The organism is Bradyrhizobium cajani (assembly GCF_009759665.1).
GTDB classification, from domain to species: domain Bacteria; phylum Pseudomonadota; class Alphaproteobacteria; order Rhizobiales; family Xanthobacteraceae; genus Bradyrhizobium; species Bradyrhizobium cajani.
The window spans coordinates 61,165-88,094 of record NZ_WQNE01000003.1 but is presented as its reverse complement, the minus strand read 5'-3'; the positions used below and the strand labels follow the sequence as shown (position 1 = coordinate 88,094).

The following is a 26,930-nucleotide window of genomic DNA, read 5'->3' as shown; positions in this document are numbered from 1 at the left end:
CTCGTGGGATTCAAATGCGGGATCGTCGGTTTGCCCAATGTCGGCAAGTCGACCTTGTTCAATGCGCTGACCGAGACGGCGGCGGCGCAGGCCGCGAACTATCCGTTCTGCACCATCGAGCCGAACGTCGGCGAGGTTGCGGTGCCCGATCCGCGGCTGGAGAAGCTCGCCGCCATCGCCAAGTCGGGCCAGATCATCCCGACCCGGCTGACCTTCGTCGACATCGCCGGCCTCGTGCGCGGCGCCTCCAAGGGTGAAGGCCTCGGCAACCAGTTCCTGGCCAACATCCGCGAGGTCGACGCCATCGCGCATGTCGTGCGCTGCTTCGAGGACTCCGACATCACCCATGTCGAGGGCAAGATCGCCCCGCTCGCCGACATCGAGACCATCGAGACCGAGCTGATGCTGGCCGACCTCGACAGCCTCGAGAAGCGTGTCGACAACCTCACCAAGAAAGCCAAGGGCAACGACAAGGACGCCAAGGAGCAACTCGACCTCGTCAACCGCACGCTGGTGCTGCTGCGCGAGGGCAAGCCCGCGCGTCTCGTCGAGCGCAAGGCGGAGGAGGAGCGCGCCTTCGGGATGCTCGGCCTGTTGTCGTCGAAGCCCGTGCTCTATGTCTGCAACGTCGAGGAAGGCTCCGCGGCGACCGGCAATTCGTTCTCGCAGGCGGTGCAGGAGCAGGCGGCCAAGGAAGGCGCCGTCGCCGTCGTCATCTCCGCCAAGATCGAATCCGAGATTGCCACCATTTCGCGTGAAGAGCGCGCGGACTTCCTGGAGACGCTCGGTCTCGAAGAAGCCGGCCTCGATCGCCTGATCCGCGCCGGCTACACGCTGCTCGACCTCATCACCTATTTCACGGTGGGCCCGAAGGAAGCGCGCGCCTGGACCATCTATCGCGGCACCAAGGCGCCGGGGGCGGCCGGTGTGATCCACACCGATTTCGAGAAGGGCTTCATCCGCGCCGAGACGATCGCCTATGACGACTACGTCGCGCTCGGCGGCGAAGCCGGCGCGCGTGATGCCGGAAAGCTGCGGCTCGAAGGCAAGGAATACGTCGTCGCCGACGGCGACGTGATGCATTTCAGGTTTAATACGTAAGCTGAGATCGTCATTCCGGGGCGCGCGAAGCGCGAGCCCGGAATCCATCGGGCGTCAGAACGAATGGATGAATGGATTCCGGGCTCGCCTCTTCGAGGCGCCCCGGAATGACGGGGCTACCGCATCCCGCCGCCCTGGTCCCTGATCGCGCCGAGATGCTCGTTGATACGGAAGACGATCAGGATCAGTTCCGCGGCGATGCGCGAGAACACGATGCCGACGACGACGCTCGCGATCGACGACAGCAGCACCAGGAAGCCGCCGAACGGACTGATCGCCATTGCCGCCAGGCCCGAGAAGACGCCGGAGAGGCCGAACAGGCAGATCAGCGCGATCACCAGCCAGTAGAAGGTCTTGATGATCGTCGGCGTGATAAAGCGGTCCCACTGAAACAGGTCGCTGAATGAAAACATTGCTCTCCCCAGGGCATATCGGGCCTTATCGTAGGATCTTGGCCTCCGGTTGATCCGACTCAAACCAAAGCCGCCGCGTTGAATGTAGCACGAGCCATGCGGGCCGGCGGGTTGAGATTGCCGCAAAGTGCGGCCACAATCTGTCACTTCCGCCAACCCATCCCAAGATGACCCTGACCTTCGAAGATTTCCCGCCCGGCCGGTTCGGAACGTTCGGCCCGCGCCATGTCACCCGCGACGAGATCTTGGCCTTTGCCGCCGAGTTCGATCCGCAGCCCATGCACCTCGACGAGGAGGCCGCGGCTGGAAGTATGCTGCGCGGCCTGTCCGGCTCGGGCTGGCATCTCTGTTCGCTGATGATGCGGATGATGGCCGACGGCTTCATCACGCGCGCCGCTTCGCTCGGCTCGCCCGGCGTCGATGAGGTGCGCTGGCTGTCTCCCTTGCGGCCCGGCGACGATCTCACGCTCGACGTCGATGTGCTGGAGGCGCGCACCTCGAAGAGCCGACCCGAGCTCGGCATCGTCAAGTTCAGATGCACCGCGCGCAACGCGGCGGGGCAGGCGCTGTGCGAGATGACCTCGCCGATCCTGATCAAGCGGCGCGAGGGGGCGGCCTGATGAAATTCTTCGACGACATCGAGATCGGCCAGCGCCGCGAGATCGGCAGCTATACGTTCACAGCGGAAGCCATCAAGAATTTCGCCGCCAAGTTCGATCCGCAACGCTTTCACCTCGACGAGGAGGAGGGCAAGAACTCGTTGTTCGGCGGCCTGGCGGCCTCGGGCTGGCATGTCGGCTCCGCCTGCATGAGCCTGCTCGTCGCCGACGGCCGGCGCCTGGCGCATGAGGCCACGTCGCGCGGCGAGGAGGTTGCAGTATGGGGCCCGTCGCCGGGCTTTCGCGACCTGCGCTGGATCAGGCCGGTGCTCGCCGGCGACACCGTCTCTTATGTCAATGTCGTCGTCGACAAGCGCGTCTCCGGTTCGCGCCCCGGCTGGGGCATTCTGGCGGCCCGCACCACCGGCACCAATCAGCGTGGCGAGGAAGTCTATTCCATCACCGCCAGCGCGTTCGTGCCGATGCGGACGAAGGGCGGTTAGACCTGTTCCAAGATGAATGGCCAAATGAGTGCGCGAGTGTTGCCCGCGCGCTATGGACGCGTTTCGGGGCGGCTGCCATAAGCCTGCGCAACATGGTTACCCGAGAAGCAATTGCCGGAACCATCGAGTTGCTAACCAATTATGAACCTGTCGCTGTCTATTTGAAACGAATTGGCAGAGGACAGGGGACGAGGACCATGGCTGATCGCGGCGCGCTCAAGTTTGTCGGATTTATCTTTGCGACCGCGACGCTGGCCGTGATGCTGGTCGCCGGCATGGTGGTGAAGGGCTATGCCGATGGCGCCTACACCCTGGAAGCCTCGACCGTCGAAGCCGCCCGGTAAGGGTTCGTTAACACCTCCGGCCGCGAGCGGCTGGGTCTCAGCGGCTATAGACGAACGCCAGCACCGCGATCGCAACCGCCAGCAATCCGACAAAGCGCAGGATGATCGTGCCGAGCTGATTCGGCGCGGGCCGTAGCGATATGGGGTCCGTATTGTCGGGCCGAATGCTTTCCATGAATGTCCCCTGAGCCGGCCCGTCAGCAGCCACGGGCGCTTGGCATTGGTCGCCGGGGAAGAGCGGTGGGTTCAAAGCCCCGCCTTTGCCTTCGCGGGTGATGACACCTGCACCGGAGAGACGGGAGTGCCACTTCACACCCCCATGAATCAAAACCGCCGCGCTCCTTGCGGAACGCGGCGGCTGTTATGCCTGATGCTAACGGATCAGCTGTTGCGCAGGCCGTCGGCGGCGCGCTTCCACTGGGCGACGTTGTCGGCGATCATGCGGGTCGACTTCATCGCGGCCTGGCTGAGCTGGGCGTAGCCGGAGATCTCGCGCTGGACGCGCTGGCCTTCGGCATGGAGCAGGTCGCGCAGGCTCTCGAGCTCGGAGATCAGGTTCTCGATCTCGGCGAGCGAGGTGCCGGCGACGCGCTGGATCAGCGAGTTGACGTTGTTGACGGTGGCCTCGGCGCTCGGATCGAGCGGCGGCGTGTCGGTGGTCGCCGACGCCGGACGGCGCAGATAGGCGATGTCGTTGCGGACGAAATCGCGGATGCCGGCCTCGACCTCGGTGACGGCGGCGAGGTTGTTGTCGACGGTCTCGGCCTCGGCGGCTTCGACCTTCTCCGGACGAGTGGCGTTCATCATTGTTCCCTTGTTCGCGTTGAGCGCAGCGCGAGTGTCCCCCGCACGACGACGTCTGTAAGGCAACCCGCATCAGGGCTTCGGATTTTGACAACAACGCGGCCGAGATGCGGCAAGGGCGGACCATTCGGGGGTTTTGCCATGGCGTATGGTTAGGAGAGTGTGAATGCGGGCGGGGCGAGGTGAATATGCGGCTCGAGCGGTGGTCGACTCCCTCGCCCCGCACGCGGGGAGAGGCGAAGACACTCACCAGCTCTTCTTGAAGCCGGCGGTCAGGCTCTTGTTGATTGCGCCCTGCGAGGTCTCGCCGACGGAGCCGGAGACGGTGACGTTGTCGAACAGCTTCTGCTCGGCGCCGAGCTTGCGCAGCCATTTGTCGTCGGTGGTCGACAGCGTCTGGCCGGCGGTGATGCTGGTGCCGGTGTCGGTCAGGGTGACCTTCGCGGTCTGGTCGGTCTCGTAATTGCGGCTGATGTGACCGCCGACGCCGGGCAGCGCCGTCGTGCCCTGCTGGTTGACGCTGTAGCCGTTCTGGAGCGTCAGCGACGTGTCGCCCGACAGCGGCACCGACTTGGTCAGCGAGGCCCCGATCTTGCTCTGCTCGGCGCCGGGATCGACGCGGGCTTCCACCGCGGTCTTGTCCCAGATCGAGCCCGCGCCCGGCGCGGTCGCGGCCGCCCAGGCGCTGCCGGAGGATTGCGGCAGGCTGCCGCCATTGACGGCTTTCTGCGCCAGCAGCTCTGACATCGTCCTGGGCTCGCTCGTCACCGTCATGTCGGCGCCGATCCGCGTGTCCCAGAAGGTGAACACGGATTGCTTGACCGCCACCGCCGAGGAGCCGTTCGCGTTGGCGTTCGACGACCAGCTCAGCCCGTCATTGGCGGCGGCCTGCGCCCGCTTCTTGGCGGCGATGATGTCGTTGAGGGTGCCGGCGTCGATCGCGAGCTGGCTCCAGTCGAGCTTGTCGACGTCGATGCCCTTGAGCACGTCGGGGTCGTTGACGTCGGGGGCCTCCGTCGCCTCGGCCTCATCGTCGGGCGCGGCCGCGGTCGGCGGAATGATCTGTGCCGAGACCGTCAGCACCGAGCCGAGAATGAATGCAGCCGCCAGCACCGGCAGCCTGGTCCAGCCAAAACCTGTCGAGAATTCCATCGTCCTGCCCGCAAACCCCGGCGCATGCCCTCCGGCAATCTCGCCTTCCGGCAATATATAGAGCGGCCTTCCGCAAAGGCCATGCGCCATTCCGTGCCAAGCATGCTGATCTATCGTTGCGAAATTGTGGCGGCTCGCCTTGAGGCCGCGAACCAACGGGCCGCGCGAAAGCGCGCGCCCGACGACGCGTTTCTGACACGACCGCATCCGGCGGGGCTGGAGGCCAGGGCGTCATGTGAGTGTCGTCATCGGTCCCGCACAGCGGGACCCGTTGGCGTCCCCCTCAGCCGACGCTGGTCATCTTCGGCAGGTGAATGGCGCGGCCGAGTGCCTGCTCGACCAGATCGAAAGTGTCGATCAGCACGCGCATGCTGACGAGCTTGCCCGCCCTGAACTGGGCGAACTGCGCCACCCGCAAGCTGATCGGCTTGTTGGAATCCAGCGCCGTCAGCGAATAACGCAGCATCGAGGCGGCGGAATCGACGCCCAGCATGATGCTCTCGCGGTCGAAACGGCGGACCTGGAAATTGTCGGCGAGCTGGCGGATGACGTCGAGCACGGCATCCTTGCCCTGGCGCGCGCCGAGGAAGGGAAACATGTCGATCGGGCCGTACAGCGCCCACTCGACGTCCTCGTCGATCAGGGCCTCGATGTCCTCGAAATGCCGGTCGTTGATCGCACGGTGCAACGCGCGCGAGAAACGCCAGAGGCTGTGCTCTGTCATTCTGGGCAGTCCTGAAGCTGGCTTGCGGAGAAAACGGAAAACAACCCCAGGCACGGCAATGTGCCCCCGGGCTGCTCAACTCATTTGTATGCGAATAAAATACAGGATTTCGGCCAAAACGCAATTCACGTTTTCGCAATGCACAATTGAACGCGCTTTGTGAGATTTACAATAGAACCCCGTATTTTCCTGGTTCTCTGCCGTGGCGCGGGAGAGGGAGGTTCAACGGAGCCTCCCAGTTTGGCGCGGACGAGGCGCCCCAATTTCGGTGTCGTCCTGGCGAACGCTAGGACCCATAACCCCAGGGAAGAGTTTGGCGAAGACCAGCAGTTGGGTATTCCGACCACCCGCAATCGAGAGATTCCGCGGTATGGGTCCTGGCGTTCGCCAGGACGGCAGCGAGGGCTACACCCGGTCCACCCGCTCACCCACGATCAGCGGGCCGATCTCGCGCTCCAGCACCTGCTGCACCAGGTCGTAGGAATCGATGATCTCGCGGATCTCCGAGATCAGCCCGTCGCGGAAGGTGTAGAACACGGCCATGTCGAACTGCACGACGCGCGCGTTGCTGCGCTTCCTGAAATAGGCCTGCAAATAGGTCGCAACCTCGTCCCCCTCGGCGACGATGTGTGCCGCCTTGTAGCGGACTTCCGAATAGCGCGACCAGACGGTCTGCCAGAGATCGCGAAGCTCGGCCTTGCCGTGGCGCGGGCCCATGTGCGGCAGCACGTCGATCGGGGCGTGGGTGAGGAAGTCGACGTCCTCGGTGCAGCACGCCAGCGCGGCCTCGATGTCGCCGCGGGCGAAGGCGTCGTGCAGATGCAGCACGCGCTGGCGATTGAGCTTCTCGACCGTCATTCCGCCCGTCCTCTTATGGCCCCGCGGCGTGGCGCGACGCTAACGCGCGTCGTCGCGCAGCGGCAATCCGCAAAACCACAGGGCTGTTGCAGACGATATGACGCGCGGGCGCAATGCCAGGTTCATGGGGTGCAATTATGGGTTGTGTTCGTATCGGCGTACACGAATTCATGGCGGTCGCTACGCCCCGGCGATGACGCTTCGCGCCCAGCCAGTGGCTTCGCTCCAGCTCGTGACCATCGTGCTGCTGCTGTCGGGGACGGCGAGTGTGGGGTGAGGAGGCCCGTCATTCCGGGGCGCCGCAACGCGGCGAGCCCGGAATCCATAGTCCCCACTGGCGCAGATGCAGCCGCTACCTCTTCTTCCATCCCCCGCGTCGCCCCGGCGCCCCGCCCGTCGACTTCGGCGCCGGGCCGAATTCCGGCCCCGATTGCCTTGAGTCCGTCGGCTGGATGATCCGGCTGGTGCTGCCGAACGGCTTTGACGGCAGCGTCTGCTTCTCGCGATAGGGCAATGACTCCGGGCCGTGCATCTCGTCGAGATGCGGCTTGTGCACTTTCGAACCGCCAGAGCCTCCACCGCTCGCCTTCAGCGCGGAGCTGACGGTCTTCTTCTTCATGGCGCTGACCGGCAGGTTCGCGGCGTCGCCGTATTTCTTCGTGCCGGCATAGGCGCCGGCCTTGCCCGCGACTGCGCGCTGCTTGGCGGTGGGATCGTCCACCACGGCGAGCTCGGTGGCGCGCAGGCGCTTGACTTCGTCGCGCAGGCGGGCGGCTTCCTCGAAGTTCAGGTCGGCGGCGGCTTCCCGCATCCTTGTTTCGAGATCGGCGAGCACGGCTTCGAAGTTGTGGCCAATGGAGATCACGTCGTCGGTCATGTCATGGCCGCCGACCTCGACCAGCACGTGGTCGCGCTCGTAGACGGAGTTGAGGATGTCGCCGATCTGCTTCTTCACGCTCTCCGGCGTGATGCCGTTGGCATTGTTGTACTCGACCTGCTTCTCGCGGCGGCGGTTGGTCTCGGCGATGGCGCGCTCCATCGAGCCGGTCATGCTGTCGGCATAGAGGATCACCTTGCCGTCGACGTTGCGCGCGGCGCGGCCGATGGTCTGGATCAGCGACGTCTCGCTGCGCAGGAAGCCTTCCTTGTCGGCATCCAGAATCGCGACCAGCGCGCATTCGGGAATGTCGAGGCCTTCGCGCAACAGGTTGATGCCGACCAGCGCGTCGAAGGCGCCCAGACGAAGATCGCGGATGATCTCGATGCGCTCGATGGTGTCGATGTCGCTGTGCATGTAGCGGACGCGAATGCCCTGCTCGTGCAGATATTCGGTGAGGTCCTCCGCCATGCGCTTGGTCAGCACCGTGATCAGCGAGCGATAGCCGGCCTGCGCGGTGGCGCGGACCTCGCCGACGAGATCGTCCACCTGGGTGCGGGCGGGGCGGATGTCGACGGGCGGATCGATCAGCCCGGTGGGGCGGATCACCTGCTCGACGAACACGCCGCCGCTCTCGTTGAGCTCCCAGCCGCTCGGCGTCGCCGACACCGCAACCGTCTGCGGCCGCATCATGTCCCACTCCTCGAAGCGCAAGGGGCGGTTGTCCATGCAGGAGGGCAGGCGGAAGCCGTATTCGGCCAGCGTCGCCTTGCGGCGGAAGTCGCCGCGGAACATGGCGCCGATCTGCGGGATGGTGACGTGGCTCTCGTCGGCGAAGATCAGCGCATTGTCGGGGACGTATTCGAACAGCGTCGGCGGCGGCTCGCCCGGCCGGCGTCCGGTGAGGTAACGTGAATAGTTCTCGATGCCGGCGCAGCTCCCCGTCGCCTCCATCATCTCGAGATCGAACGTGGTGCGCTGCTCCAGCCGCTGCGCCTCGAGCAGGCGTCCCTGGTCGTGGAGCTGGTCGAGCCGCTGCTTCAATTCTGATTTGATCGACTTGATCGCCTGCACCAAGGTCGGGCGCGGCGTCACATAGTGCGAATTGGCGTAGATCTTGATGAATTCGAGCTCGTCCTGCTTGTGGCCGGTGAGCGGATCGAACTCCTCGATGTTCTCCACGGTGTCGCCGAACAGGTTCACGCGCCAGGCGCGGTCCTCATAGTGCGCCGGGAAGATGTCGATGACGTCGCCGCGGACCCGGAAGGTGCCGCGGGTGAAATCGGCCTGGGTGCGCTTGTACTGGAGCGCGACGAGGTCGGCGATGAGCTGGCGCTGGTCGATACGCTCGCCCTTCTTCAGCGCGAAGGTCATCGCGGTGTAGGTCTCGACCGAGCCGATACCGTAGATGCAGGACACCGAGGCGACGATGATGACGTCGTCGCGCTCGAGCAGCGCGCGCGTCGCCGAGTGACGCATGCGGTCGATCTGCTCGTTGATGGAGGAGTCCTTCTCGATATAGGTGTCGGTGCGGGGGACGTAGGCTTCCGGCTGGTAGTAGTCGTAGTACGAGACGAAATACTCGACCGCGTTGTCCGGGAAGAAATTCCTGAACTCGCCATAGAGCTGCGCGGCAAGCGTCTTGTTCGGCGCCAGGATCAGCGCCGGGCGCTGCGTCGCCTCGATCACCTTGGCCATGGTGTAGGTCTTGCCCGAGCCGGTGACGCCCAGCAGCACCTGCGAACGGTCGTTGCGGTTGATGCCCTCGACCAGCTCGGCGATCGCGGTCGGCTGGTCGCCCTTGGGCTCGTAGGCCGACTTGATCTCGAAGCGCACGCCGCCTTCGGACTTTTCCGGGCGCGGCGGCCGATGCGGCGTCCAGACCCGCATCGAGCCATCGTCCTTGCGGAACTCCGGGCGGCCCTCGCGGATCAGCGATTCCAGCGCGTCCGCGGTGGCCTTGACGCCGAGCGCCTCCATCTTGGAACGCGGCGGCCGCGCCAGCGCCTCGGCATCGTCCTCCTCGGTCGGCAGTCCGAGCTGCCGTGCCAGTTCCGGATCGAGCTTCGGGATCGTGGCCGAGGTTCCGTAATTGGCCTGCGGGGCTTCGTCGAGTCCGGCGGGACGATCGGCCGGAAATTCCTTCGGCGTCGAGGCGCGCGCGCGATGCGCCGCCGCCTCGCCCCCGGCGCGGCGGTCACGCGAATTGTCCGGAGGCGGCTGGAGACCGGTGCCCGATCCGAGCCCGGCATCGCCGCGATTGATCGCGGGATTGAGCAGTTCGGCCAGCGCCGGCGCGATCGGCTGCACGTCGGGGCGATGCGCCTTTGACTTTGGCGCTTTGGATTTGGGAGTTTTGACGGGCTTTTCGGGGGATGCAGGTTTCTTCGCCATGCCCCGAATATGGGACGAGTCCGCCCCGCGGGAAAGGGCGAATGCCCGTCGCAATGCAGGCTGCTGACAGCAGGTTGGCAGCAGGCCCCTTCGCTCACGCCACCGGCAGCGACCCCCCGTCATCCTCGCTCGCCTGATTTGGCGTGAGGATGTCGAGATGGATGCCGCCGCAATCGGTGCAGCGCATGGTCCAGTACTCGCAGCCGGCACGACCGCCGATCACGCGGACCACGGCGAGCTCGCCAGCGCATTCCGGACAATTCGACAGCACGGCCCGTGTGTAGATTCTCTGCGGCGGTGTGGCTTCGATTTCGATGACCGACATTCGTCCGGTTCCTCGCTTTGCGACGCGCTGTGCTTGAGATCCCGTGTTCTTATTCGTCGTCGCTGTCGGCCCGCCGGCGGAAGCGGTCGATGTGGTGCTTGGCATCGGCGATCGCGGCGTCGCGGTCCGGCCAGGCGAAGCCGACTTCCATGGCAGGGAAGAGCACGCCGTCGATGGCAAGCGGGCTGAAATCGGCGCGCCGGATACGGGCATGCCACAGTCCCTTGCCTGCTTCGAAGGATTCGATGTCAAAGCCGTCGTAGATGGTCGCCATTGTAGTCCCCAGAATGTCCTGTTCGAGTGTCTTGCTCGAGCGTGTTGTTGGAGGGGCAGGGGACCACGTTTGCGGATTTGCGTATGTGAAGCCGTTCACAAGGCGCCGGCTTTTTTGCCTCGCGGGCGTCAGTTCCGTGGTGCGGCGCGGCCGACGCGCCTGACGGGGCGGGTCGCGGGCTCGGAGGCCGCGCGCATGATCCAGCGGCGGAACGCGGCGAAATCCCGCTGGTCGGTCTGGAAGCTGCGATAGAGCAGGTACCAGCGCATGCCCTTGGGCACCGAGAGATCGAACGGCGCCACCAGGCGGCCGGCGGCGAGATCGTCGTCGATATAGGGGCGGATGCCCATGGCGATGCCGAGCCCGTCGGCGGCGGCCTGGAGGGCCTGGCCGTAGAACTGGAACTCGGGCCCGCGCGCGTTGATGCGCGTCAGATTCGCGGCCTTGAGCCAGATCGGCCAGTCCTCGGGCGAATGCGCGACGCGGATCAGGCTCGGGCCCTTGAGATCGGCCGGCCGCTTCAGGCCGCTCGCGAGGCGGGGCACGCAAACCGGCGTGAGGTCGCCGGCAAACAGCGGCTCGGCGACGAGGCCCGGCCAGTCGCCGGTGCCGAGCTTGATGCCGCAGCTCCAGTCCTCGCCGAACGGCACCGCCGCGCCGCCGGTGGTGAAGCGCACCTCGATGTCGGGCTCCTCGCTGCGGAACTCCGACAGGCGCGGGATCAGCCAGCGCATCGCAAAGGTGTGGCCGACGCCGATGGTCAGCACGCGCACGCTGGAGGGCGCCGTCACCTGTGCGGTGAGGCTCGCCAGCGCATCGAAGATCGGCGTCAGCCCGCTCTGATAGGCGCGGCCGGCCTGCGTCAGCACCAGGCGGTTGGCCTTGCGTTCGAACAGCGCGACGCCGAGCCGATGTTCGAGCAGGTGCACCATGCGGCTGACCGCGGCCGCCGACACGCTCAGTTCGAGTCCGGCCGCAGCAAAGCTGCCGGTCCGCGCCGCCGCCTCGAATGCCTTGATGCCGTTGAGAAACAGCAGCCGCCGCAAATGTCCGACCCTCAGGAAAGCTGATGCCAGGCCAAGATAACTCAGTTTGCGGAGGAGGGGCAAGCGAGGCACATGAATGAGAGTAATTCCAAGTTGTTTAACTAGAGGCGCTTTAGCCGGGGCGACGGGGTGAAACAGCCTGCGTCCCTCACGTGCCCACCACAGGAATCACCTCCGTGACGTCCCTCATGATCGCTGCCCTCGGATTGCTGATGGTTGCCACCGCGTTCCTGTCGGGGCTGTTCGGCATGGCGGGCGGGCTGATCCTGATCGGCGTGCTGCTGGCCCTGATGCCGCTGCCGACCGCGATGGTGCTGCACGCGATCACGCAGATGGCCTCGAACGGCTGGCGCGCCCTGCTGTGGCGCGCGCATATCCGCTGGCGGCCGGTGGCGAACTATCTGGTCGGCTGTGCGGTCGCGCTCGCGCTCTGGTCTCTCACCCGCTATGTGCCGGACAAGCCGATGGCGCTGCTGATGCTGGGTGCGACGCCGTTCATGGCGCGTCTGCTGCCCGCGAACATCAAGCCGGATCCCGACCGTCTCTGGCAGGGTACGGTCTACGGCACGATCTGCATGGGCCTGATGTTGATGACCGGCGTCTCCGGCCCGCTGCTCGACACCTTCTTCCTCGGCGGTGATTTCGGCCGGCGCGAGAAGGTCGCGACCAAGGCGATGTGCCAGCTCGTCAGTCATTTCACCAAGCTGATCTATTTCGGCGGCATCATCGACCAGGCGGCGAGCCTCGATCCCGTGCTCGCCGGCGTCGCGATCGCAGCCTCCATGCTCGGCACCACCCTGGCGCGGCGCATCCTCGAGGCCATGACCGACCAGCAATTCATGGCCTGGTCGAACAGGCTGATCACCACCATCGCCTGCTACTACATCGCCTATGGCGGCTGGCTCATGGTTCGCACACCGGTGCTGGCGGCCTTCGACAAGGGAGGTTTGCAATGAGCTGTAACGCCGATCCGCTGGTGCTGGATTTCGTCGAATGGGTCGCACGCGAGCCGCGCGCCTATGCCGAGGTGATCGCGACCTGGAAGACTTCGTGCCCGCGCCTCACCATCTGGGAAGACGCCGCTGAGCGCGGCTACGTCGCGCGCGAAACGTTGCCCGGCCACGGGCTGATCATCGCGGTGACGGAGAACGGCGAGAGGCTGCTGCGCGCGAACGGGCGGTGAGCCAAGCAACGGCTGTCATCATCCGCGAAGGCGGATGATCCAGTAAACACCGGCGGTGGTTTGCCACACGACCGTCGCGGAGTACTGGATGCCCCGCCTTCGCGGGGCATGACGACAGAAGTTGATTTGGCGAACTCCCTCCACATCGTCATTGCGAGCGCATGCGAAGCAATCCAGAATGTCTCCGCGGCGGCAGTCTGGATTGCTTCGCTGCGCTTGCAATGACGGAGCACCAGCCATGTCACTCAAACTCTTCGAGCTCGTCGGCACCGACGCCGCGCGTCCGTTCAGCCCGTATTGCTGGCGCACGCGGATGGCGCTGGCGCACAAGGGGCTGGCGGCGCAATCGCTGCCCTGGCGCTTCACCGAGAAGAGCGCGATCGCGCCGCACGGCTCGGAGAAGGTCCCGGTGCTGTTGCATCATGACAAGCCTGTCGTCGATTCCTGGACGATCGCGACCTATCTCGAAGACAATTTTCCGGACGGCCCGTCGCTGTTCGGCGGCGAGGGCGGCCGCGCCATGGCGCGCATGCTCAACGCCTGGGGCGACATCGCGATCGTCGGCGGCATCTTTCCGTTGATCGTCGCCGACATCCCGAAGAATCTCGCTGAAATCGATGCCGCTTATTTCCGCACGTCGCGCGAGGCGCGCTTCGGCGGCAAGAGCCTGGAAACGGTCATGGCGAACCGCGACACCGCCGTCGTCGCGTTCCGCAAGTCGCTGGAGGTGATGCGGCAGACCCTGAAGAAGCAGCCCTTCATCGGCGGCAGCGCGCCGAACTATGCCGACTACATCGTGTTCGGCGGTTTTCAGTGGGCGCGCGTGACGAGCCCGTTCAAGCTGCTCGAGGCGGACGATCCGGTCTACGCCTGGCGCGAAAAACTGCTCGACGCGTTCGACGGCATGGCGCGAAAATCGCCGGGGCATGCGGTGTAGGGCACACGCCTCCCCGATGTCGTCCCGGCGAACGCCGGGACCCATAACCACAGGAAATGTTTGGCGAAGACTCGTCGTTCGGTACTGCGACCACCCGCACTCGATACATCACGCGGTGTGGGTCCCGGCGTTCGCCGGGACGACACTGAGGGTGTAGCGTGATCTCGTGCCTCACACGCAGCTTCGTAGCCCGGATGGAGCGCAAGCGAAATCCGGGGCCGGTGCCCGCGGAACGATTCCCGGATTACGCTTGCGCTCCATCCGGGCTACGCACGGCTTCCGCCGCCGCCTTCCGCAAACAATCCCGGCACAGACAATCCTCGCCCTCGACCGGCATCGGCAGCCGCGCGGTTTCCTCCGCACACCAGCAGGTGCCCGAGAGGTCGCAGCCGAATTCGGTGCCGCAGCGGGAACAGGCGAGGCGGCGCGGGCGCGGCTCCTGCAACGGAAGTTCTTTCGAATTTGTCATGATCTGCGCCGAAGCTTCGCCGTCATTTTAATGTCGGGTTCATCTCCCGCCGCCGTATATTATGCGAGGTGCGTGATATCGGAAAGCGCGACGGCGCGAAGGACAGATCGATGGCCCGCGATTCGCAAGCAGCCCTCGTTGCGCTCAATCGCTTTGGCCTCGGTGCCCGCGGTGGCGCATCCGGCGATCTCATCAACGCGGCCTCCGATCCGCGCGGCTTCGTGAAGGCGGAACTCGCCCGTCCCAACGGCGTGCTGCTGGAGGCGCCCGGCCTGCAATCGACGCCGCAACTCGGCCAGGCCGTGTTCGCCTATCAGGACAAGGTCAAGCAGGCGCGCGAGGCGGCCGCCAAGGCCGGCGCCCCGCCCGAACCGGCGCCGGCCGATCAGAAGCCCGGGCTCCGCCGCAATCTCTCGCTGAACACCGCGGCGACGGAGATCGCCGGCCAGATGGCGGACGCCAAGCCCGCCGACACTGCGGCGAAGCCAGACGCCATGCAGCCCAGCGCCGCCGCGCCGCCGGCCGCCAAACCGGCGCCGCAGCCGCTCAACGTCATTCAAAAGACCTTTCGCGCCGAGGCGCTGGCGCGGTTGCAGCGCGCGACGCTGGTCGAATGCGGTTTCACCGAGCGGCTGGTCGCGTTCTGGTCCAACCATTTCTGCATCTCCGCCAGCAAGGGCGAACTGGCGCGGATCTGGGCCGGCGCGTTCGAGCGCGAGGCGATCAGGCCGCATGTGCTCGGGCGCTTCACCGACATGCTCAAGGCGGTCGAGCAGCATCCGGCGATGCTGTTCTTTCTCGACAACCAGCAATCGCTCGGGCCGGATTCGCGCGCGGGGCAAAACCGCAAGCGCGGGCTGAACGAGAATCTCGCGCGCGAGATCATGGAGCTGCATACGCTCGGCGTCGGCGGCGGCTACACGCAGGAAGACGTCACCTCGCTCGCGCGCATCATCACCGGCTGGACCTTTGCCGGCCGGCAAGGGCAGCTGGGGACGCCCGGCTCCTTCGTGTTCAACGTCAATGCGCACCAGCCGGGGCCGCACACGCTGCTCGGCAAGACCTACGAGGCGACCGGCCTCGCGCAGGGCGAGGCCGCGCTCGCCGAGATCGCGCGCCATCCCTCGACCGCGAACTTCATTGCCACCAAGTTCGTTCGCCACTTCGTCGCCGACGACCCGCCGCCGGCGCTCGTTGCGCGCCTGCGCGATGTCTTCGTCAGGACCGACGGCGACCTCAAGGCGATGGCGACAATGCTGGTCGATTCCGACGAGGCGTGGCGCGCGCCGCTGACCAAGATGCGATCGCCCTACGATTTCCTGATCGCGAGCGGCCGGCTGCTCGCACGCGTGCCGGAGGATCCCGGCTTCTATCTCAACAATCTGAACTTGCTCGGCCAGCCGCTGTGGTCGCCGGCGGGGCCGAACGGTTTCCCGGATACCAGCGCCGCCTGGGCAGCGCCGGAAGGCATGAAGCTGAGGCTCGACATCGCGGCGCAAATGGGCGCCCGTCTCGGCAACAACATCGATCCGCTCGACCTCTTGGAATTCGCAGCTGCCGATGCGGCCTCCGTCGAGACGCGGCGAACCATCGAGCGCGCGGAGTCGCGCCAGCAGGCGCTGGCGCTGCTGTTGATGTCGCCGGAAATGCAGAGGAGATGACGATGGACTGCGCCGAGAACCGGCTCCTCACCTCGCGCCGCGGCCTCCTGCTCGGCGGCGCCTCCTTCGCGGCCTGGGCCTATTTGCCGAAATTCGCCCGCGCGGCCGACGGGCGCGATCCCAGGCTGGTCGTGGTGATCCTGCGCGGCGCGCTCGACGGGCTCTCGACCGTCGCGCCGATCGGAGATCCCGACTATGCCGGCCTGCACGGCTCGATCGCGCTCACCGCGGACGGAGCGCATCCCGCGATCATGCTCGATTCCTTCTTCGCGCTGCATCCGGCGATGCCGGAATTTGCGCGCATGTACCGCGACAGGCATGCCGCCGTGATCCATGCCGTGGCGACGCCTTATCGCGATCGCTCGCATTTCGACGGCCAGGACGTGCTCGAAAGCGGCTATGCCGGCCCGGGCCGCGTGCAGTCCGGCTGGCTCAACCGCGCGCTGGAAGCGCTGCCGCGCGGCGAGCGTGTCTCCTCGGGCCTTGCGGTCGGGCCGACCACGCCGCTGGTGCTGCGCGGCAATGCGCCGACCGTCGGCTGGGCGCCGGTCGCGCTGCCGCAGGCCGACGACGACACCGCGATGCGGCTGGTCGAACTCTACCGTCACCGCGATCCCGCGCTGGCCCTGGCCTTGTCACAGGGCCTCCAGCTCGAAAAGGCCGCGAGCGGCGACGACATGAAGCCGAAAGGCGGCAACGCCGTCATGCAGATGCGGCAGGTGGCGCGGGGCGCGGCAAAGCTGATGGCGGCCGACGACGGTCCGCGCATCGCCGCGCTCGCCTTCGACGGCTGGGACACGCATGCCAATGAAGGCGGCCCGGTCGGGCGTCTCGCCTTCCTGCTCGGCGGCCTCGACGGCGCGCTCGCCGAATTCGAAAGCGGCTTAGGTGATCGCTGGCGCGATACCGTCGTCGTCGTCGCCACCGAGTTCGGCCGCACCGCGCGCATCAATGGCACCGACGGCACCGATCACGGCACCGCCACTATTGCGCTGCTCGCCGGCGGCGCCGTGAAGGGCGGCCGCGTCATCGCGGACTGGCCAGGCCTCAAGCTCGCCAACCTTTACGAAGGTCGTGACCTCAAGCCGACCACGGATCTCCGCTCCGTCATCAAGGGCGTGCTGCAGGACCAGTTCGGTCTCTCCGATCGCGTGCTGGCGGAGACGGTGTTTCCGGATAGCGCGGGAGCAAGGCCGATGAAGGGGCTGGTAGCTTGACCCACAAACGCCGTCATTCCGGGGCGCGCGCAGCGCGAGCTATGATGCGCAATTGCGCATCTGAGAATCCATTCATCCATTGGTTCTGCCGCAAAATGGATTCCGGGCCCGCGCCTTGCGGCGCGTCCCGGAATGACGACATGATGAGCTCAGCATCAGGAGAGCTACCCGCATGTACATCGCCATGAACCGCTTTCGCGTCGCCAAGGGCTCGGAAACCGCGTTCGAGCAGGTCTGGCTCACGCGCGACACCCATCTCGACAAGGTGCCGGGCTTCGTCGAATTCCATTTGCTCAGGGGACCTGAGCTTGAGGATCATACGCTCTACGCCTCGCACACCGTGTGGGCGAATCATGCGGCGTTCGAGGCCTGGACCAAGTCGGAGGCGTTTCGGGCGGCGCATCACAAGGCCGGCGACAACAAGCCGCTCTATCTCGGCCATCCCCAGTTCGAAGGCTTTGAGGTGATGCAGACCGTCGGGCGCGGTGCGAAGTAGCACGCCACGCGCCAAACGTCAGCCTTTGGTGATCTTGTCGATCTCGGCGAGATCATCCGTGCTGAGCTTCCAGGCGATGGCCTTCACGTTCTCCTCGATCTGCTCGACGCGGGTCGCGCCGGCGATCACGCTCGATACCTGCGGGCGCGCGGCGAGCCAGGAGAAGGCGAGCTCGAGCATGCTGTGGCCGCGCGCCTTGGCAAAGGCCTGGAGCTTCTCGACCATGTCCTCGTTGCGCGGCGTGACGTAGCGGTCGCGCAGCGCCGGGGCTTTTGCGAAGCGCGTGTCGGCGGGCGCCGCCGCGCCGCGCTGGTACTTGCCAGTGAGCAGGCCGCTTGCGAGCGGGAAGAACGGCAGCAGACCGAGCTTGTACTCCTGCGCTGCTGGCAGCAGATCCTTCTCGATGTCGCGCACGACCAGGCTGTATTCATCCTGGCAGGAGACGAAGCGGCTGACGTTCATCGCGCGCGCGGTGAACTCGGCTTCCGCAATGCGCCAGGCCGGAAAGTTGGAATTGCCGATGTAGCGCACCTTGCCCTGGCGAATGAGGTCGTTGAGCGCGCGCAGCGTCTCTTCCATCGGCGTCAGCGGATCGTAATCGTGCTGCTGGTAGAGGTCGATGTAGTCGGTCTTGAGTCGGGTGAGGCTCGCCTCGACCGCGTTCATGATGTAGCGGCGCGAGGCGCCCTGCTTGGTGCCGTCGGTTGCCATCGGCTTGGAATATTTGGTGGCGAGCACGATATCCTTGCGGCGGTCGCCGAGCACGGTGCCGAGCACCGTCTCCGAGCCGCCCATGCCGGCATAGATGTCGGCGGTGTCGAACAGCGTGATGCCGAGATCCAGCGCGCGATGGATCACCTTGCGCGAGGTCTCCAGATCGGTGCGCTGGCCGAAATTGTTGCAGCCGAGCCCGACCGCAGACACGCGAAGGCCGGAGGCGCCGAGATTGCGAATTTCCATGGGAGATCCTGTCAGAGCAAAGCAGCGGCTGCATTCTGACCGGAGCATGTCGCAGCGGCAAGGCGTCGGGCGCGTTGCTGCCATGCCGGGAATTGCGAGCCAAAAAAAATGCGGCCCCCGTCAGACGCGGCGACTGACGGGGACCGCTTTGGGGCGCTTGATCGGTGACGGGGGGCCTGATCAGACGCAGGCGCAACCTAATCCTGTAGTGTTACGCGCGGGTGACAGGCAGAGTTATCCACAGGGATCCAGGCGCGGCAGAACTCAGAAGATCTTGCGATACACGATGAAGCCGGAACGCTCCGCGACCTTGTCGTACAGGCGCTGCGCTGTGACGTTGGTCTCGTGCGTCTGCCAGTAGACACGCGGCGATCCCGCCAGCTTGGCCCGCTCATACACGCCATGGATCAGCGCCGAGGCAACGCCCTTGCCGCGCGCGGCTTCGCGCGTGAACAGGTCCTGCAAATAGCAGGACGGCTCGATCGCGGTGGTGCTGCGATGGAAGAGATAGTGCGTCAGCCCGAGCAGCTCACCGTCGCTCTCGGCGACCAGCGCATGCACCGGCTCGTAGGCATCGAAGAAGCGCTGCCACGTCATGCGCGTGATCTCGGGCGCCAGCGCGGTCGGGCCCGACCGGCCGTAGAAGGCATTGTAGCCGTCCCACAGCGGCAGCCATTGATCGTAGTCCTGCTTGGTGACGGCGCGAATGGTGAGGGACATTTGAGAATTCCGGATTCGATGAAGCATCCTTCATACGTGATGATGGGCGTGCCGATCAATTTGTCTTGCGAGTCGGATGGATATTCGGTCGTGGCAACAGCTCGCCATGCCCCTCACCCGGATCGCACCGGACGATGCTTCGCATCGCCGAGGCGATCCGACCTCTCCCCGCTAAAGGGCGGGGAGAGGTTTAAGAGTGAGGGACGCAGCGCTCTCTCGCTCCCTCGCCCCGTTCTTACGGGGTCGGGACGAGCAAAGCTCGCCCTGAGAGGGTGGGGTGCGGGGCTGCTTCCGCGAATGCAGGGTTCGCAGCTACGTCACTCCGCAACGCGCAGGTATCGGATCAGCCTGCGGTTCGCGGGATCGCGCAGCGAGCGGTAGTAGTCGGCGCGCGAGGGCGCGTCGGTGTGGCGCACGAGATCGGTCACCGGCGTATAGCTCAGCATGCGGCCGCCATCGGGCAGCGCGGCGCAGACGAAGCGCAGCACCTCGCCGTTGCGCAAGGCGATGTTGATCGGCGTGGCGTCGCCGATCCGGACCATTTCCATGCGCTGCGCGATGAAGGTGCCGAGTTCGTCCTCGGGCAGCTCGAACGCGCCGGTATCGCGGCTGTGATACATCAGCGCGATGAAGGGCGGCTTGCCGTCGGCAATGTCGTCCGGCACCGCAAAGTAATCGCGGAACGCGCGGTTGATGAATTCGGCGCGCGTCTCGGCATCGAGCAGCACGATGCCGATGTCGACCTGGTCGAGCGCGGCCGACAGCCGCGCGGCGGTGGCGTGGCTCTGGCGTTCGGCAGCAAATGTGCCGAGCAGCCGCTCGCGCATCAGGCCGGTGATGCCGGCAGTGCCGGCGGCCGCCATCGCGAGGAGGCCGAGCCGGACCAGATCGGCGGTGGCATGGTCCGAAACGCCGTGGCGGTTGAGGAAGAACAGGGCCGTGCCGATCACCGCGGCGGCTGCGCTGGTGAGGGCGGAGGCGAAGCCCGACAGCGAGCCGGCAAGCGCGACGATGCAGACGAACAGCGGGGCGGGCGAGGGAATGGGGACAAAGCGATCGAAAACCATCGCCAGCAGCGCAAGCGCTGCCGTCAGCACCGGACCGGAGATCGCACGCCATCCGAACCGCATGGGCCTGTCTCGTTCCTCCCTGAACGAGGTAAGGCGGCAACACTGGCCCATCCTTGCGCAAACGTGCTGAGATTCGGAAGTTGCGCTTAAGGCGGGCTTACCGCGGAGCGCATAGCTTTCGGATGATTTTAGACCAAATGTGCGTGCTTGATGCGCTGTTGCAGCGCCGGCGCGTTCAGCGTCGACGTCCCGGGGCCCTTGCGCGTGCCGACCAGGATCAGCAGCGATGCCGCGACCAGGATGGCCGCAGTCAGGGTGATTGCAACGACTACCACAGGTGACTTCATCGACGTCCTGTCGCGGTGCCGGTCGGTGCGGGCAACGCGGCGCCTTGAAGGCTGGGCCGGGATAAAACGGTAATCAGGCCGGCAGTCCCATCGCCATGGTCGCCTTGGTCGATAGCACCGTCAGGGTGACGATCAGACACAACGACAGCGCCGCGATTGCAAGCGAGGCCGCCACCGCATGGGTCAACCGGGAAGACGCGACGGTATCGGATCGGCCCTGAAAGCCTGCCGTGCCGGACGCCCGAATCATGGCCTAAATCCTTCAACGCGCGGGCGAATCACCCGCGACGTCGGATAACTTCCGCGTCTCAACCGGCAATATTGCGGCGGCTATCGCGCCGAAAGTGGCGGGATTGCGGCAGGGGCGAGCGTTATGCTCGCTATTCGCGAGGCACGGGCGGGGGGCTGTCAGGCGCCCGCCGCGATGCTTGCGGGATCGTCGATATCGGCCGGCCGCCAGTCCATCGACACGAAGCCCGGCGCAGCTTCCACGCGCTTCAGCCAGTCCCGGATCGCCGGGAAAGCCTGGAGATCGAAGTCGCAGCGGTCGGCCAGATGGGTATAACCGTACAGCGCGATGTCGGCGACCGTGAGCTGGCGGGCGGCGAAATAGGCGTTGGTCTTGAGGTGGTTTTCCATCACCTGGAGCGCGCCATAGCCGCGCTCCATCCAGTCCTCCAGCGCGTGGGTCTGGAGGTCGCGGCCGCCCTTGACCAGCGACAGCCAGAAATAGGCCGCGCCGATGTTGGGCTCGAGCGCGTGCTGCTCGAAGAACATCCATTGCAGCGCTTCGGCGCGATCGATGCGGTTCTCCGGCGCGAGCGGGGTGCCGACGGCGACATACCAGAGGATGGCGTTGGACTCGGCGAGAAAGCGGTCGCCGCCGACCTCGAGCAGCGGCACCTGGCCCGACGGATTCTTGGTCAGAAAATCCGGCGTGCGGCTCTCGCCGCGCAGAATGTCCACTTCGATCGCTTCGTAAGGCACGTTCAACAGCGCCAGCGCAAGGCGGACCTTGTAGCTGTTGCCGGAGCGCTGCATCGAATAGAGCTTGTACATTCTGGGAGTTCTGATCCGGGGACGGGAAAGTGCGGCGCTGGTTGCCCTGCAGCGCGGCTAGACAATGATGCCGATGCGAATCCGCCGCAAGAGCCAGCCAATAGAAAAACTCGAAAACCCTACCGCACTGCAACGCCGAGGAAGATCATTTCCGCGCGACCATGCAAATCAGTTCACGCTTGCGTCAACGCGAGGAGGCGTCGCGCCGCGCATTCGTGAAGCACGTAGCGCGATCGCACATGCGATCGGATTTAGGACGCCAAAGCTTCCACATCGTCATGCCGGGCATCCACGTCCTTCGTGCCGCTTGGCCAGGCATGAATGGCGCGCCCTTCGCCTCGCCGAAGCGGCTTCGGCCGCGCAGGCGGGACAAGCCCGGCCATGACGAGCTGCCGTGGTCGAACGGCCCAAAATTGCTCCGAGGACAAGCCTTGCCGGATATGAGGGGTTTGCGCGGCAGAGTTGCGGAAAATTGCGGGAAAACGCCGTGAAACGCGCCAGGTCCTGCAAACTTTTTCGAGATCGGGCCGAAGTTTCTTGCGGCGCAGCGGCGCACGTTTTAGGGTGGCTGCATTCCCACAATCAGAGTCGTGAGGCCAGGGCTTCACGACGCTTGTCAGGAGATGACGATGTCCTTCCTTGCCGCTGCGCTCGACCGTGTGAAGCCGTCCGCGACCATCGCGGTCACGGATAAAGCACGCGCGCTGAAAGCGGCGGGCCGCAACGTCATCGGCCTCGGCGCCGGCGAACCCGACTTCGACACGCCCGCCAACATCAAGCTCGCGGCGATCCGCGCCATCGAGGCCGGCAAGACCAAGTACACCGCGGTCGACGGCATCCCCGAGCTGAAGGAGGCGATCATCGCCAAGTTTCAGCGCGAGAACGGCATCGCCTACAAGCCGAACCAGGTCATCGTCGGCACCGGCGGCAAGCAGGTGCTCTACAATGCGTTGATGGCCACCATCAATCCGGGCGACGAGGTGATCATCCCCGCGCCCTACTGGGTCAGCTATCCTGAGATGGTGGCGCTCGCCGGCGGCGAGCCGGTGCCGGTGGTCTGCACCGCCGCGACCGGCTTCAAGCTTCAGGCCGAAGCGCTCGAGCGCGCGATCACGCCGAAGACCAAATGGGTCATCCTGTGCTCGCCGTCGAACCCGACCGGCGCGGCCTACACCAGGTCCGAGCTGAAGGCGCTCACCGACGTGCTGGTCAAGCACCCGCATGTCTGGGTGATGACCGACGACATGTACGAGCATCTCGTCTATGACGACTTCCAGTTCACAACGGTCGCGCAGGTCGAGCCGAGCCTCTACGATCGCACGCTCACCGTGAACGGCGTCTCCAAGGCCTATTGCATGACCGGCTGGCGCATCGGCTATGCCGGCGGCCCGGCGCAGCTCATCAAGGCGATGTCGACCATCCAGTCGCAGTCGACCTCGAACCCGTGCTCGATCGCGCAGTGGGCCTCGGTCGAGGCGCTGAACGGTCCGCAGGAGTTCATTCCCGCCAACAACAAGGTGTTCAAGGAGCGCCGCGACCTCGTCGTCTCCATGCTCAACCAGGCGAACGGCATCGAGTGCCCCCGGCCGGAAGGCGCGTTCTACGTCTATCCGTCCTGCGCCGGCACGATCGGCAAGAAAGCGCCGTCGGGCAACGTGATCTCCAACGACGAGCAGTTCGTCACCGAGTTGCTCGAGACCGAGGGCGTCGCCGTGGTGCAGGGCTCGGCCTTCGGCCTTGGACCTGCGTTCCGCATCTCCTACGCCACCAAGACCTCGGATCTCGAAGACGCCTGCAAGCGCATCCAGCGCTTCTGCGGCAATCTGCGCTGAGCCTGTCGCTCGCTATCTTCTCAAAGGCCCGCCCTCGGCGGGCCTTTTTGCTGTTTGCACGCTTATCGACGCGCACGATCTGGCACCATCACGGCTCTTGTGGCATAGACCATCGCGCGCCGCTTGCAGCGCACCCTCTCTGCTCGCACCACTCATCGCCGGAGACATTTCATGCGTCGTTCGTTCATCCTCGCCGGGCTCGCGGCCGCCAGCCTCGTTGTCTCCGTCGCAGGCGCCAGCGCGCAGCAACGGATGGCGCGCGTCGGCGTGCTCGAATGCCGCGGCGGCGCCAGCGTCGGCTTCATCGTGGGATCGGTGACTCACCTCGGCTGCGTGCTGCGCGCCGACGGTGCGCCCGATGACCGCTACGTCGCGACGATCCGCAAAGTCGGCCTCGACATCGGCATCACCCAGGAGACGGCTTTGGCCTGGGGCGTGTTCGCGCCGGTCGACCGGCTCGGCCCCGGCGATCTCTCCGGCAACTACGCGGGCGCGCAAGGGAGTGCATCGGTCGGCGTCGGTCTCGGCGGCAACGTGCTGGTCGGCGGCTCCAACAATTCGATCGCGCTCCAGCCGCTCAGCGTGCAGGGCCAGGTCGGCCTCAACATCGCCGCTGGCCTCGAAAGCCTGGAACTCCGTCCGGGCCGCTAACAATTTCGCGTGTGCGGGTTGCGTCGCTTGGACGCGATTGCGGCAACAACGCACCGCAGCGACGTTTGATGCTTGCCAAATCTCGGGGACGGGCAGAGCATCACCGTTTGCCGACCCAATCATGGGCCGAGCTCCAAAAAAAGGAGGCGGCGAATGGGACAAGACGTCAGAAGTCCCCGAGGTCCACGGTGCATCGCGCTGGTGGGCCCTTTCCAAAGCGGTAAAACCACACTTCTCGAAGCAATACTGGCGCGAACGGGCGCAATCCCGCGCGCCGGCAGCGTCGACGCCGGAACCTCCGTCGGCGACGCCAGCCCGGAGGCCCGCCATCACAAGATGACCGTCGGGCTCACTGCCGCCACCACGAGTTTCATGGGCGACAGCTACACCTTCCTCGATTGTCCCGGTTCCGTCGAATTTGCCCACGACATGCGCGCCGCCTTGCCTGCGGTCGATGCCGCAATCGTGGTCTGCGAGGCCGACGAGAAGAAGCTGCCGCAGCTTCAGATCATCCTGCGTGAGCTGGAGGAGCTGAAGATCCCGCGTTTCCTGTTCCTCAACAAGATCGACCGCGCCAACAAGCGCATCCGCGAGACGCTCGCAACGCTCCAGCCCGCCTCGCGCGTGCCGCTGGTGCTGCGCCAGATTCCGATCTGGAAGGACGAGCTGATCGAGGGCTTCGTCGATCTCGCGCTGGAGCGCGCCTTCATCTATCGCGAGCACAAGGCTTCCGAAGTGATCGCGCTCGCAGGCGGCGATCTCGACCGCGAGAAGGAGGCCCGCTTCTCGATGCTGGAGAAGCTCGCCGACCATGACGATGCGCTGATGGAGCAACTGCTCGAAGACATCCAGCCGCCGCGCGATGCCGTGTTCGACGATCTCGCCCGCGAGTTGCGCGAGGGGCTGATCTGTCCGGTGCTGCTGGGCGCTGCCGCGCGCGAAAACGGTGTGTTGCGATTGATGAAGGCGCTGCGCCACGAGGCGCCTGACGTCGCGGAGACCGCAAGGCGTCTCGGCGTAGCGGAGACCAGGGATGCGCTCGGCTACGTCTTCAAGACGCTGCATTCGCAGCACGGCGGCAAGCTGTCGCTGACGCGGCTGCTCGCCGGCCATCTCGACGACGGTGCGACGCTGCAATCCGCCTCGGGCGGTGCGGGGCGGATCTCCGGCATCCTCGCCGTCAACGGCGCCTACGATACCAAGCGCGCCTCGGCTGAAGCCGGCGACACCGTGGCGCTCGGCAAGCTCGATCCCGTCAGGACCGGCGACACGGTCTCGAACGGCAAGACGCCGCCGGCCGCGCTCGCCGCCATGGAGCCGACGCCGCCGGTGCTCGCGATCTCGATCGCGGCGACCGATCGCAAGGATGACGTGAAGCTCGGTCAGGCGATGGCCAGGCTGCACGAGGAGGATCCTTCGCTGGTCGTCGTGCAGAACGCCCAGACCCACGATACCGTGCTGTGGGGACAGGGCGAGATGCATCTGCGCGTCGCCGGCGAGCGGCTGCGCGACCGCTTCGGCGTCAAGCTCACCTCGCATCCGCCCGGGATCGGCTACCAGGAGACCATCCGCAAGCCGATCACCCAGCGCGGGCGCCACAAGAAACAGTCGGGCGGCCACGGCCAGTTCGGCGACGTCGTGCTCGACATCAAGCCGCTGCCGCGCGGCGACGGCTTCAAATTCGCCGAGAAGGTGGTGGGCGGCGCGGTGCCGCGCAACTACATCCCGGCGGTGGAGGAAGGCGTCGTCGACGGGCTCACGCGCGGTCCGCTCGGTTTCCCCGTCACCGACGTGCAGGTGACGCTGACCGACGGCTCCTATCACAGCGTCGATTCCTCCGATCTCGCCTTCCGCACGGCGGCGCGGATCGGGCTCAACGAAGGCCTGCCGCAGTGCCAGCCGGTTCTGCTTGAGCCGATCCACATGGTCGAGATCGTCTGTCCGACCGACGCCACCGCCAAGATCAACGCGATCCTGTCGGCGCGGCGCGGCCAGATCCTCGGCTTCGACACCCGCGACGGCTGGAGCGGCTGGGACTGCGTCCGCGCCATGATGCCGGAAGCCGAGATCGGCGAACTCATCGTCGAGCTGCGCTCGGCCACGGCCGGCGCAGGCAGCTTCACCCGCCAGTTCGACCACATGGCCGAAGTGACGGGCCGCGCCGCCGACCAGATCATCGCCGCGCATCAGCACGCGGCGTGAGTCGTCCCGGGCGGCAGGGGACGCCGTAAGGGAGGCACCGCTGTCTCACTCCCTCTCCCCGTTCTTGCGGGGAGGGGGTGGGGTGAGGGGCTGTCTCCACGATCCCGGCGTTTCTTTTGACTGAACGCGTGCCCAGATCTCCGTCATTGCGAGCGCAGCGAAGCAATCCAGACTGCTCGCACAGAGACAGGCTGGATTGCTTCGACGCAAGAGCTCCTCGCAATGACGGCGGACACAGATCAGCGGCCCCTTGCGTTCGATCTTGAATGATGTATTCTACATCATTGTATACGCACCAGATATCACTTATAACTTCTGATACGTGAGGCTAAGGTGATCACGTCGTTCCAGATGCGGGCAGCCCGCGCGCTGCTTGGCATTGACCAGAGGACCTTGGCCGAACTCGCAGGCGTGTCGCTGCCGACCATCCAGCGGATGGAGGCCTCGACCGGCAATGTTCGCGGCGTGGTCGAGACCTTGATCAAGGTGGTCGACGCGTTCGATCGGGCCGGCGTCGAGCTGATCGGCGAGCAGACGCGCAGCGAAAGCGGCGGACGCGGCGTTCGTCTGAAGGAGCCGGGACCGCCACGGCGTGTCGGAGCATGATCGATCGTTGATCGTGCTCGGGATCAGGATGGGCTAGCGCATCGTCGCGCACGCGGAAGCGCGCAGCCGTACGATGCTTCGGAGCATCGTGGGGCAGCGGAGCACT

31 protein-coding genes are annotated in these 26,930 nt (G+C 65.7%); 14 read left to right on the top strand and 17 right to left on the bottom strand.

Annotation, left to right across the window (positions count from 1 at the left end):
• Positions 1–3 precede the first annotated feature (3 nt).
• Complete coding sequence (gene ychF / locus GPL20_RS05335; RefSeq protein ID WP_254126229.1) at positions 4–1,101, top strand: redox-regulated ATPase YchF; 1,098 nt, start codon at positions 4–6, stop codon at positions 1,099–1,101.
• 116 nt (positions 1,102–1,217) lie between these two features.
• On the opposite strand, the gene GPL20_RS05330 is transcribed toward ychF, so the two are convergent.
• Positions 1,218–1,514: a DUF4282 domain-containing protein gene (locus GPL20_RS05330; protein WP_157328414.1), complete on the bottom strand. Its 297-nt coding sequence runs from the start codon at positions 1,512–1,514 to the stop codon at positions 1,218–1,220.
• 167 nt (positions 1,515–1,681) lie between these two features.
• Between GPL20_RS05330 and GPL20_RS05325 the strand changes: the two genes are divergently transcribed.
• From GPL20_RS05325 to GPL20_RS38715, 3 genes are all read left to right on the top strand, one after another.
• The gene (locus GPL20_RS05325; RefSeq protein WP_157328412.1) at positions 1,682–2,134 is read left to right on the top strand and encodes a MaoC family dehydratase; all 453 of its coding nucleotides are present in this window, start codon (positions 1,682–1,684) and stop codon (positions 2,132–2,134) included.
• The gene (locus tag GPL20_RS05320; protein ID WP_157328410.1) at positions 2,134–2,616 is read left to right on the top strand and encodes a MaoC family dehydratase; all 483 of its coding nucleotides are present in this window, start codon (positions 2,134–2,136) and stop codon (positions 2,614–2,616) included. The genes GPL20_RS05325 and GPL20_RS05320 overlap by 1 nt, the downstream gene beginning before the upstream one ends.
• Before the next feature lie 197 nt (positions 2,617–2,813).
• On the top strand, positions 2,814–2,960 hold the full coding sequence (locus GPL20_RS38715) for a hypothetical protein (RefSeq protein ID WP_027545961.1): 147 nt from the start codon (positions 2,814–2,816) through the stop codon (positions 2,958–2,960).
• A 37-nt stretch (positions 2,961–2,997) separates the two neighbouring features.
• On the opposite strand, the gene GPL20_RS38710 is transcribed toward GPL20_RS38715, so the two are convergent.
• The 9 genes from GPL20_RS38710 to GPL20_RS05275 form a co-directional block, all read right to left on the bottom strand.
• Complete coding sequence (locus GPL20_RS38710) at positions 2,998–3,135, bottom strand: hypothetical protein (RefSeq protein WP_167532903.1); 138 nt, start codon at positions 3,133–3,135, stop codon at positions 2,998–3,000.
• Between the two features lie 206 nt (positions 3,136–3,341).
• Positions 3,342–3,764, bottom strand: coding sequence for a hypothetical protein (locus tag GPL20_RS05315; RefSeq protein WP_157328856.1), 423 nt, complete (start codon positions 3,762–3,764; stop codon positions 3,342–3,344).
• Positions 3,765–4,010: 246 nt separating this feature from the next.
• Complete coding sequence (locus GPL20_RS05310) at positions 4,011–4,916, bottom strand: hypothetical protein (protein WP_157328408.1); 906 nt, start codon at positions 4,914–4,916, stop codon at positions 4,011–4,013.
• A gap of 283 nt (positions 4,917–5,199) precedes the next feature.
• Positions 5,200–5,640, bottom strand: coding sequence for a nuclear transport factor 2 family protein (locus tag GPL20_RS05305; protein ID WP_157328406.1), 441 nt, complete (start codon positions 5,638–5,640; stop codon positions 5,200–5,202).
• 405 nt (positions 5,641–6,045) lie between these two features.
• Positions 6,046–6,498, bottom strand: coding sequence for a nuclear transport factor 2 family protein (locus GPL20_RS05295; protein WP_157328404.1), 453 nt, complete (start codon positions 6,496–6,498; stop codon positions 6,046–6,048).
• Positions 6,499–6,850: 352 nt separating this feature from the next.
• On the bottom strand, positions 6,851–9,769 hold the full coding sequence (uvrB, locus tag GPL20_RS05290) for an excinuclease ABC subunit UvrB (protein WP_157328402.1): 2,919 nt from the start codon (positions 9,767–9,769) through the stop codon (positions 6,851–6,853).
• A 94-nt stretch (positions 9,770–9,863) separates the two neighbouring features.
• A complete protein-coding gene (locus GPL20_RS05285) occupies positions 9,864–10,094 on the bottom strand; it encodes a hypothetical protein (RefSeq protein ID WP_157328400.1) in 231 nt (76 codons plus the stop codon).
• Between the two features lie 49 nt (positions 10,095–10,143).
• The gene (locus GPL20_RS05280) at positions 10,144–10,368 is read right to left on the bottom strand and encodes a hypothetical protein (RefSeq protein ID WP_157328398.1); all 225 of its coding nucleotides are present in this window, start codon (positions 10,366–10,368) and stop codon (positions 10,144–10,146) included.
• A 128-nt stretch (positions 10,369–10,496) separates the two neighbouring features.
• Entirely contained in the window at positions 10,497–11,414 is a 918-nt protein-coding gene (locus GPL20_RS05275) for a LysR substrate-binding domain-containing protein (RefSeq protein WP_157328396.1), read from the bottom strand.
• Positions 11,415–11,590: 176 nt separating this feature from the next.
• On the opposite strand from GPL20_RS05275, the gene GPL20_RS05270 reads away from it, so the two are divergent.
• The 3 genes from GPL20_RS05270 (at position 11,591) to GPL20_RS05260 (ending at position 13,534) form a co-directional block, all read left to right on the top strand.
• Positions 11,591–12,370, top strand: coding sequence for a TSUP family transporter (locus GPL20_RS05270; protein ID WP_254126227.1), 780 nt, complete (start codon positions 11,591–11,593; stop codon positions 12,368–12,370).
• Entirely contained in the window at positions 12,367–12,597 is a 231-nt protein-coding gene (locus GPL20_RS05265; protein ID WP_157328394.1) for a hypothetical protein, read from the top strand. The genes GPL20_RS05270 and GPL20_RS05265 overlap by 4 nt, the downstream gene beginning before the upstream one ends.
• Before the next feature lie 238 nt (positions 12,598–12,835).
• Positions 12,836–13,534, top strand: coding sequence for a glutathione S-transferase family protein (locus GPL20_RS05260; RefSeq protein WP_167532902.1), 699 nt, complete (start codon positions 12,836–12,838; stop codon positions 13,532–13,534).
• A 244-nt stretch (positions 13,535–13,778) separates the two neighbouring features.
• Here the strand turns inward: GPL20_RS05260 and GPL20_RS39310 are convergent, their stop codons facing one another.
• A complete protein-coding gene (locus GPL20_RS39310; protein WP_157328390.1) occupies positions 13,779–14,003 on the bottom strand; it encodes a cysteine-rich CWC family protein in 225 nt (74 codons plus the stop codon).
• A 110-nt stretch (positions 14,004–14,113) separates the two neighbouring features.
• Between GPL20_RS39310 and GPL20_RS05250 the strand changes: the two genes are divergently transcribed.
• From GPL20_RS05250 to hmuQ, 3 genes are all read left to right on the top strand, one after another.
• Positions 14,114–15,664, top strand: a complete 1,551-nt coding sequence (locus GPL20_RS05250; protein WP_157328388.1) for a DUF1800 domain-containing protein — start codon at positions 14,114–14,116, stop codon at positions 15,662–15,664.
• Positions 15,661–16,881 (top strand): DUF1501 domain-containing protein, encoded by a 1,221-nt coding sequence (locus GPL20_RS05245; RefSeq protein WP_157328386.1) that lies wholly within the window; start codon positions 15,661–15,663, stop codon positions 16,879–16,881. Before GPL20_RS05250 ends, GPL20_RS05245 begins: the two co-directional genes overlap by 4 nt.
• A gap of 172 nt (positions 16,882–17,053) precedes the next feature.
• On the top strand, positions 17,054–17,377 hold the full coding sequence (hmuQ, locus tag GPL20_RS05240) for a heme-degrading protein HmuQ (protein WP_157328384.1): 324 nt from the start codon (positions 17,054–17,056) through the stop codon (positions 17,375–17,377).
• 18 nt (positions 17,378–17,395) lie between these two features.
• Here hmuQ and GPL20_RS05235 read toward each other — a convergent pair whose 3' ends face one another.
• From GPL20_RS05235 to GPL20_RS05215, 6 genes are all read right to left on the bottom strand, one after another.
• A complete protein-coding gene (locus GPL20_RS05235) occupies positions 17,396–18,337 on the bottom strand; it encodes an aldo/keto reductase (protein ID WP_157328382.1) in 942 nt (313 codons plus the stop codon).
• A gap of 264 nt (positions 18,338–18,601) precedes the next feature.
• Positions 18,602–19,057, bottom strand: coding sequence for a GNAT family N-acetyltransferase (locus GPL20_RS05230; RefSeq protein WP_157328380.1), 456 nt, complete (start codon positions 19,055–19,057; stop codon positions 18,602–18,604).
• 317 nt (positions 19,058–19,374) lie between these two features.
• Positions 19,375–20,187, bottom strand: a complete 813-nt coding sequence (locus tag GPL20_RS05225) for a PAS-domain containing protein (RefSeq protein WP_157328378.1) — start codon at positions 20,185–20,187, stop codon at positions 19,375–19,377.
• Between the two features lie 128 nt (positions 20,188–20,315).
• Positions 20,316–20,474 (bottom strand): hypothetical protein, encoded by a 159-nt coding sequence (locus GPL20_RS05220; RefSeq protein ID WP_157328376.1) that lies wholly within the window; start codon positions 20,472–20,474, stop codon positions 20,316–20,318.
• A 73-nt stretch (positions 20,475–20,547) separates the two neighbouring features.
• Positions 20,548–20,724, bottom strand: a complete 177-nt coding sequence (locus tag GPL20_RS38705) for a hypothetical protein (RefSeq protein ID WP_167532901.1) — start codon at positions 20,722–20,724, stop codon at positions 20,548–20,550.
• A 158-nt stretch (positions 20,725–20,882) separates the two neighbouring features.
• Positions 20,883–21,533, bottom strand: coding sequence for a glutathione S-transferase family protein (locus GPL20_RS05215; protein ID WP_157328374.1), 651 nt, complete (start codon positions 21,531–21,533; stop codon positions 20,883–20,885).
• A 629-nt stretch (positions 21,534–22,162) separates the two neighbouring features.
• Between GPL20_RS05215 and GPL20_RS05205 the strand changes: the two genes are divergently transcribed.
• The 4 genes from GPL20_RS05205 to GPL20_RS05190 all read left to right on the top strand — a co-directional run bounded on the left by GPL20_RS05205 (position 22,163) and on the right by GPL20_RS05190 (position 26,824).
• A complete protein-coding gene (locus tag GPL20_RS05205; RefSeq protein ID WP_157328370.1) occupies positions 22,163–23,365 on the top strand; it encodes a pyridoxal phosphate-dependent aminotransferase in 1,203 nt (400 codons plus the stop codon).
• A gap of 171 nt (positions 23,366–23,536) precedes the next feature.
• Entirely contained in the window at positions 23,537–24,016 is a 480-nt protein-coding gene (locus GPL20_RS05200; protein ID WP_157328368.1) for a DUF992 domain-containing protein, read from the top strand.
• Between the two features lie 153 nt (positions 24,017–24,169).
• Positions 24,170–26,218 carry an elongation factor G gene (locus tag GPL20_RS05195; RefSeq protein WP_157328366.1) on the top strand — a complete coding sequence of 683 codons (2,049 nt, stop codon included), beginning with the start codon at positions 24,170–24,172 and terminating at the stop codon, positions 26,216–26,218.
• A gap of 333 nt (positions 26,219–26,551) precedes the next feature.
• Positions 26,552–26,824, top strand: a complete 273-nt coding sequence (locus GPL20_RS05190; RefSeq protein WP_254126226.1) for a helix-turn-helix domain-containing protein — start codon at positions 26,552–26,554, stop codon at positions 26,822–26,824.
• Positions 26,825–26,930 lie beyond the last annotated feature (106 nt).

Bases quoted from the DNA above. Each gene is read 5' to 3' on its own strand.
- GPL20_RS05330 (WP_157328414.1), bottom strand. From the start codon at position 1,514: ATGTTTTCATTCAGCGACCTGTTTCAGTGGGACCGCTTTATCACGCCG.
- GPL20_RS05325 (WP_157328412.1), top strand. From the start codon at position 1,682: ATGACCCTGACCTTCGAAGATTTCCCGCCCGGCCGGTTCGGAACGTTC.
- GPL20_RS05320 (WP_157328410.1), top strand. From the start codon at position 2,134: ATGAAATTCTTCGACGACATCGAGATCGGCCAGCGCCGCGAGATCGGC.
- GPL20_RS38715 (WP_027545961.1), top strand. From the start codon at position 2,814: ATGGCTGATCGCGGCGCGCTCAAGTTTGTCGGATTTATCTTTGCGACC.
- GPL20_RS38710 (WP_167532903.1), bottom strand. From the start codon at position 3,135: ATGGAAAGCATTCGGCCCGACAATACGGACCCCATATCGCTACGGCCC.
- GPL20_RS05315 (WP_157328856.1), bottom strand. From the start codon at position 3,764: ATGAACGCCACTCGTCCGGAGAAGGTCGAAGCCGCCGAGGCCGAGACC.
- GPL20_RS05310 (WP_157328408.1), bottom strand. From the start codon at position 4,916: ATGGAATTCTCGACAGGTTTTGGCTGGACCAGGCTGCCGGTGCTGGCG.
- GPL20_RS05305 (WP_157328406.1), bottom strand. From the start codon at position 5,640: ATGACAGAGCACAGCCTCTGGCGTTTCTCGCGCGCGTTGCACCGTGCG.
- GPL20_RS05295 (WP_157328404.1), bottom strand. From the start codon at position 6,498: ATGACGGTCGAGAAGCTCAATCGCCAGCGCGTGCTGCATCTGCACGAC.
- uvrB (WP_157328402.1), bottom strand. From the start codon at position 9,769: ATGGCGAAGAAACCTGCATCCCCCGAAAAGCCCGTCAAAACTCCCAAA.
- GPL20_RS05285 (WP_157328400.1), bottom strand. From the start codon at position 10,094: ATGTCGGTCATCGAAATCGAAGCCACACCGCCGCAGAGAATCTACACA.
- GPL20_RS05280 (WP_157328398.1), bottom strand. From the start codon at position 10,368: ATGGCGACCATCTACGACGGCTTTGACATCGAATCCTTCGAAGCAGGC.
- GPL20_RS05265 (WP_157328394.1), top strand. From the start codon at position 12,367: ATGAGCTGTAACGCCGATCCGCTGGTGCTGGATTTCGTCGAATGGGTC.
- GPL20_RS05260 (WP_167532902.1), top strand. From the start codon at position 12,836: ATGTCACTCAAACTCTTCGAGCTCGTCGGCACCGACGCCGCGCGTCCG.
- GPL20_RS39310 (WP_157328390.1), bottom strand. From the start codon at position 14,003: ATGACAAATTCGAAAGAACTTCCGTTGCAGGAGCCGCGCCCGCGCCGC.
- GPL20_RS05250 (WP_157328388.1), top strand. From the start codon at position 14,114: ATGGCCCGCGATTCGCAAGCAGCCCTCGTTGCGCTCAATCGCTTTGGC.
- GPL20_RS05245 (WP_157328386.1), top strand. From the start codon at position 15,661: ATGACGATGGACTGCGCCGAGAACCGGCTCCTCACCTCGCGCCGCGGC.
- hmuQ (WP_157328384.1), top strand. From the start codon at position 17,054: ATGTACATCGCCATGAACCGCTTTCGCGTCGCCAAGGGCTCGGAAACC.
- GPL20_RS05235 (WP_157328382.1), bottom strand. From the start codon at position 18,337: ATGGAAATTCGCAATCTCGGCGCCTCCGGCCTTCGCGTGTCTGCGGTC.
- GPL20_RS05230 (WP_157328380.1), bottom strand. From the start codon at position 19,057: ATGTCCCTCACCATTCGCGCCGTCACCAAGCAGGACTACGATCAATGG.
- GPL20_RS05225 (WP_157328378.1), bottom strand. From the start codon at position 20,187: ATGCGGTTCGGATGGCGTGCGATCTCCGGTCCGGTGCTGACGGCAGCG.
- GPL20_RS05220 (WP_157328376.1), bottom strand. From the start codon at position 20,474: ATGAAGTCACCTGTGGTAGTCGTTGCAATCACCCTGACTGCGGCCATC.
- GPL20_RS38705 (WP_167532901.1), bottom strand. From the start codon at position 20,724: ATGATTCGGGCGTCCGGCACGGCAGGCTTTCAGGGCCGATCCGATACC.
- GPL20_RS05215 (WP_157328374.1), bottom strand. From the start codon at position 21,533: ATGTACAAGCTCTATTCGATGCAGCGCTCCGGCAACAGCTACAAGGTC.
- GPL20_RS05205 (WP_157328370.1), top strand. From the start codon at position 22,163: ATGTCCTTCCTTGCCGCTGCGCTCGACCGTGTGAAGCCGTCCGCGACC.
- GPL20_RS05200 (WP_157328368.1), top strand. From the start codon at position 23,537: ATGCGTCGTTCGTTCATCCTCGCCGGGCTCGCGGCCGCCAGCCTCGTT.
- GPL20_RS05195 (WP_157328366.1), top strand. From the start codon at position 24,170: ATGGGACAAGACGTCAGAAGTCCCCGAGGTCCACGGTGCATCGCGCTG.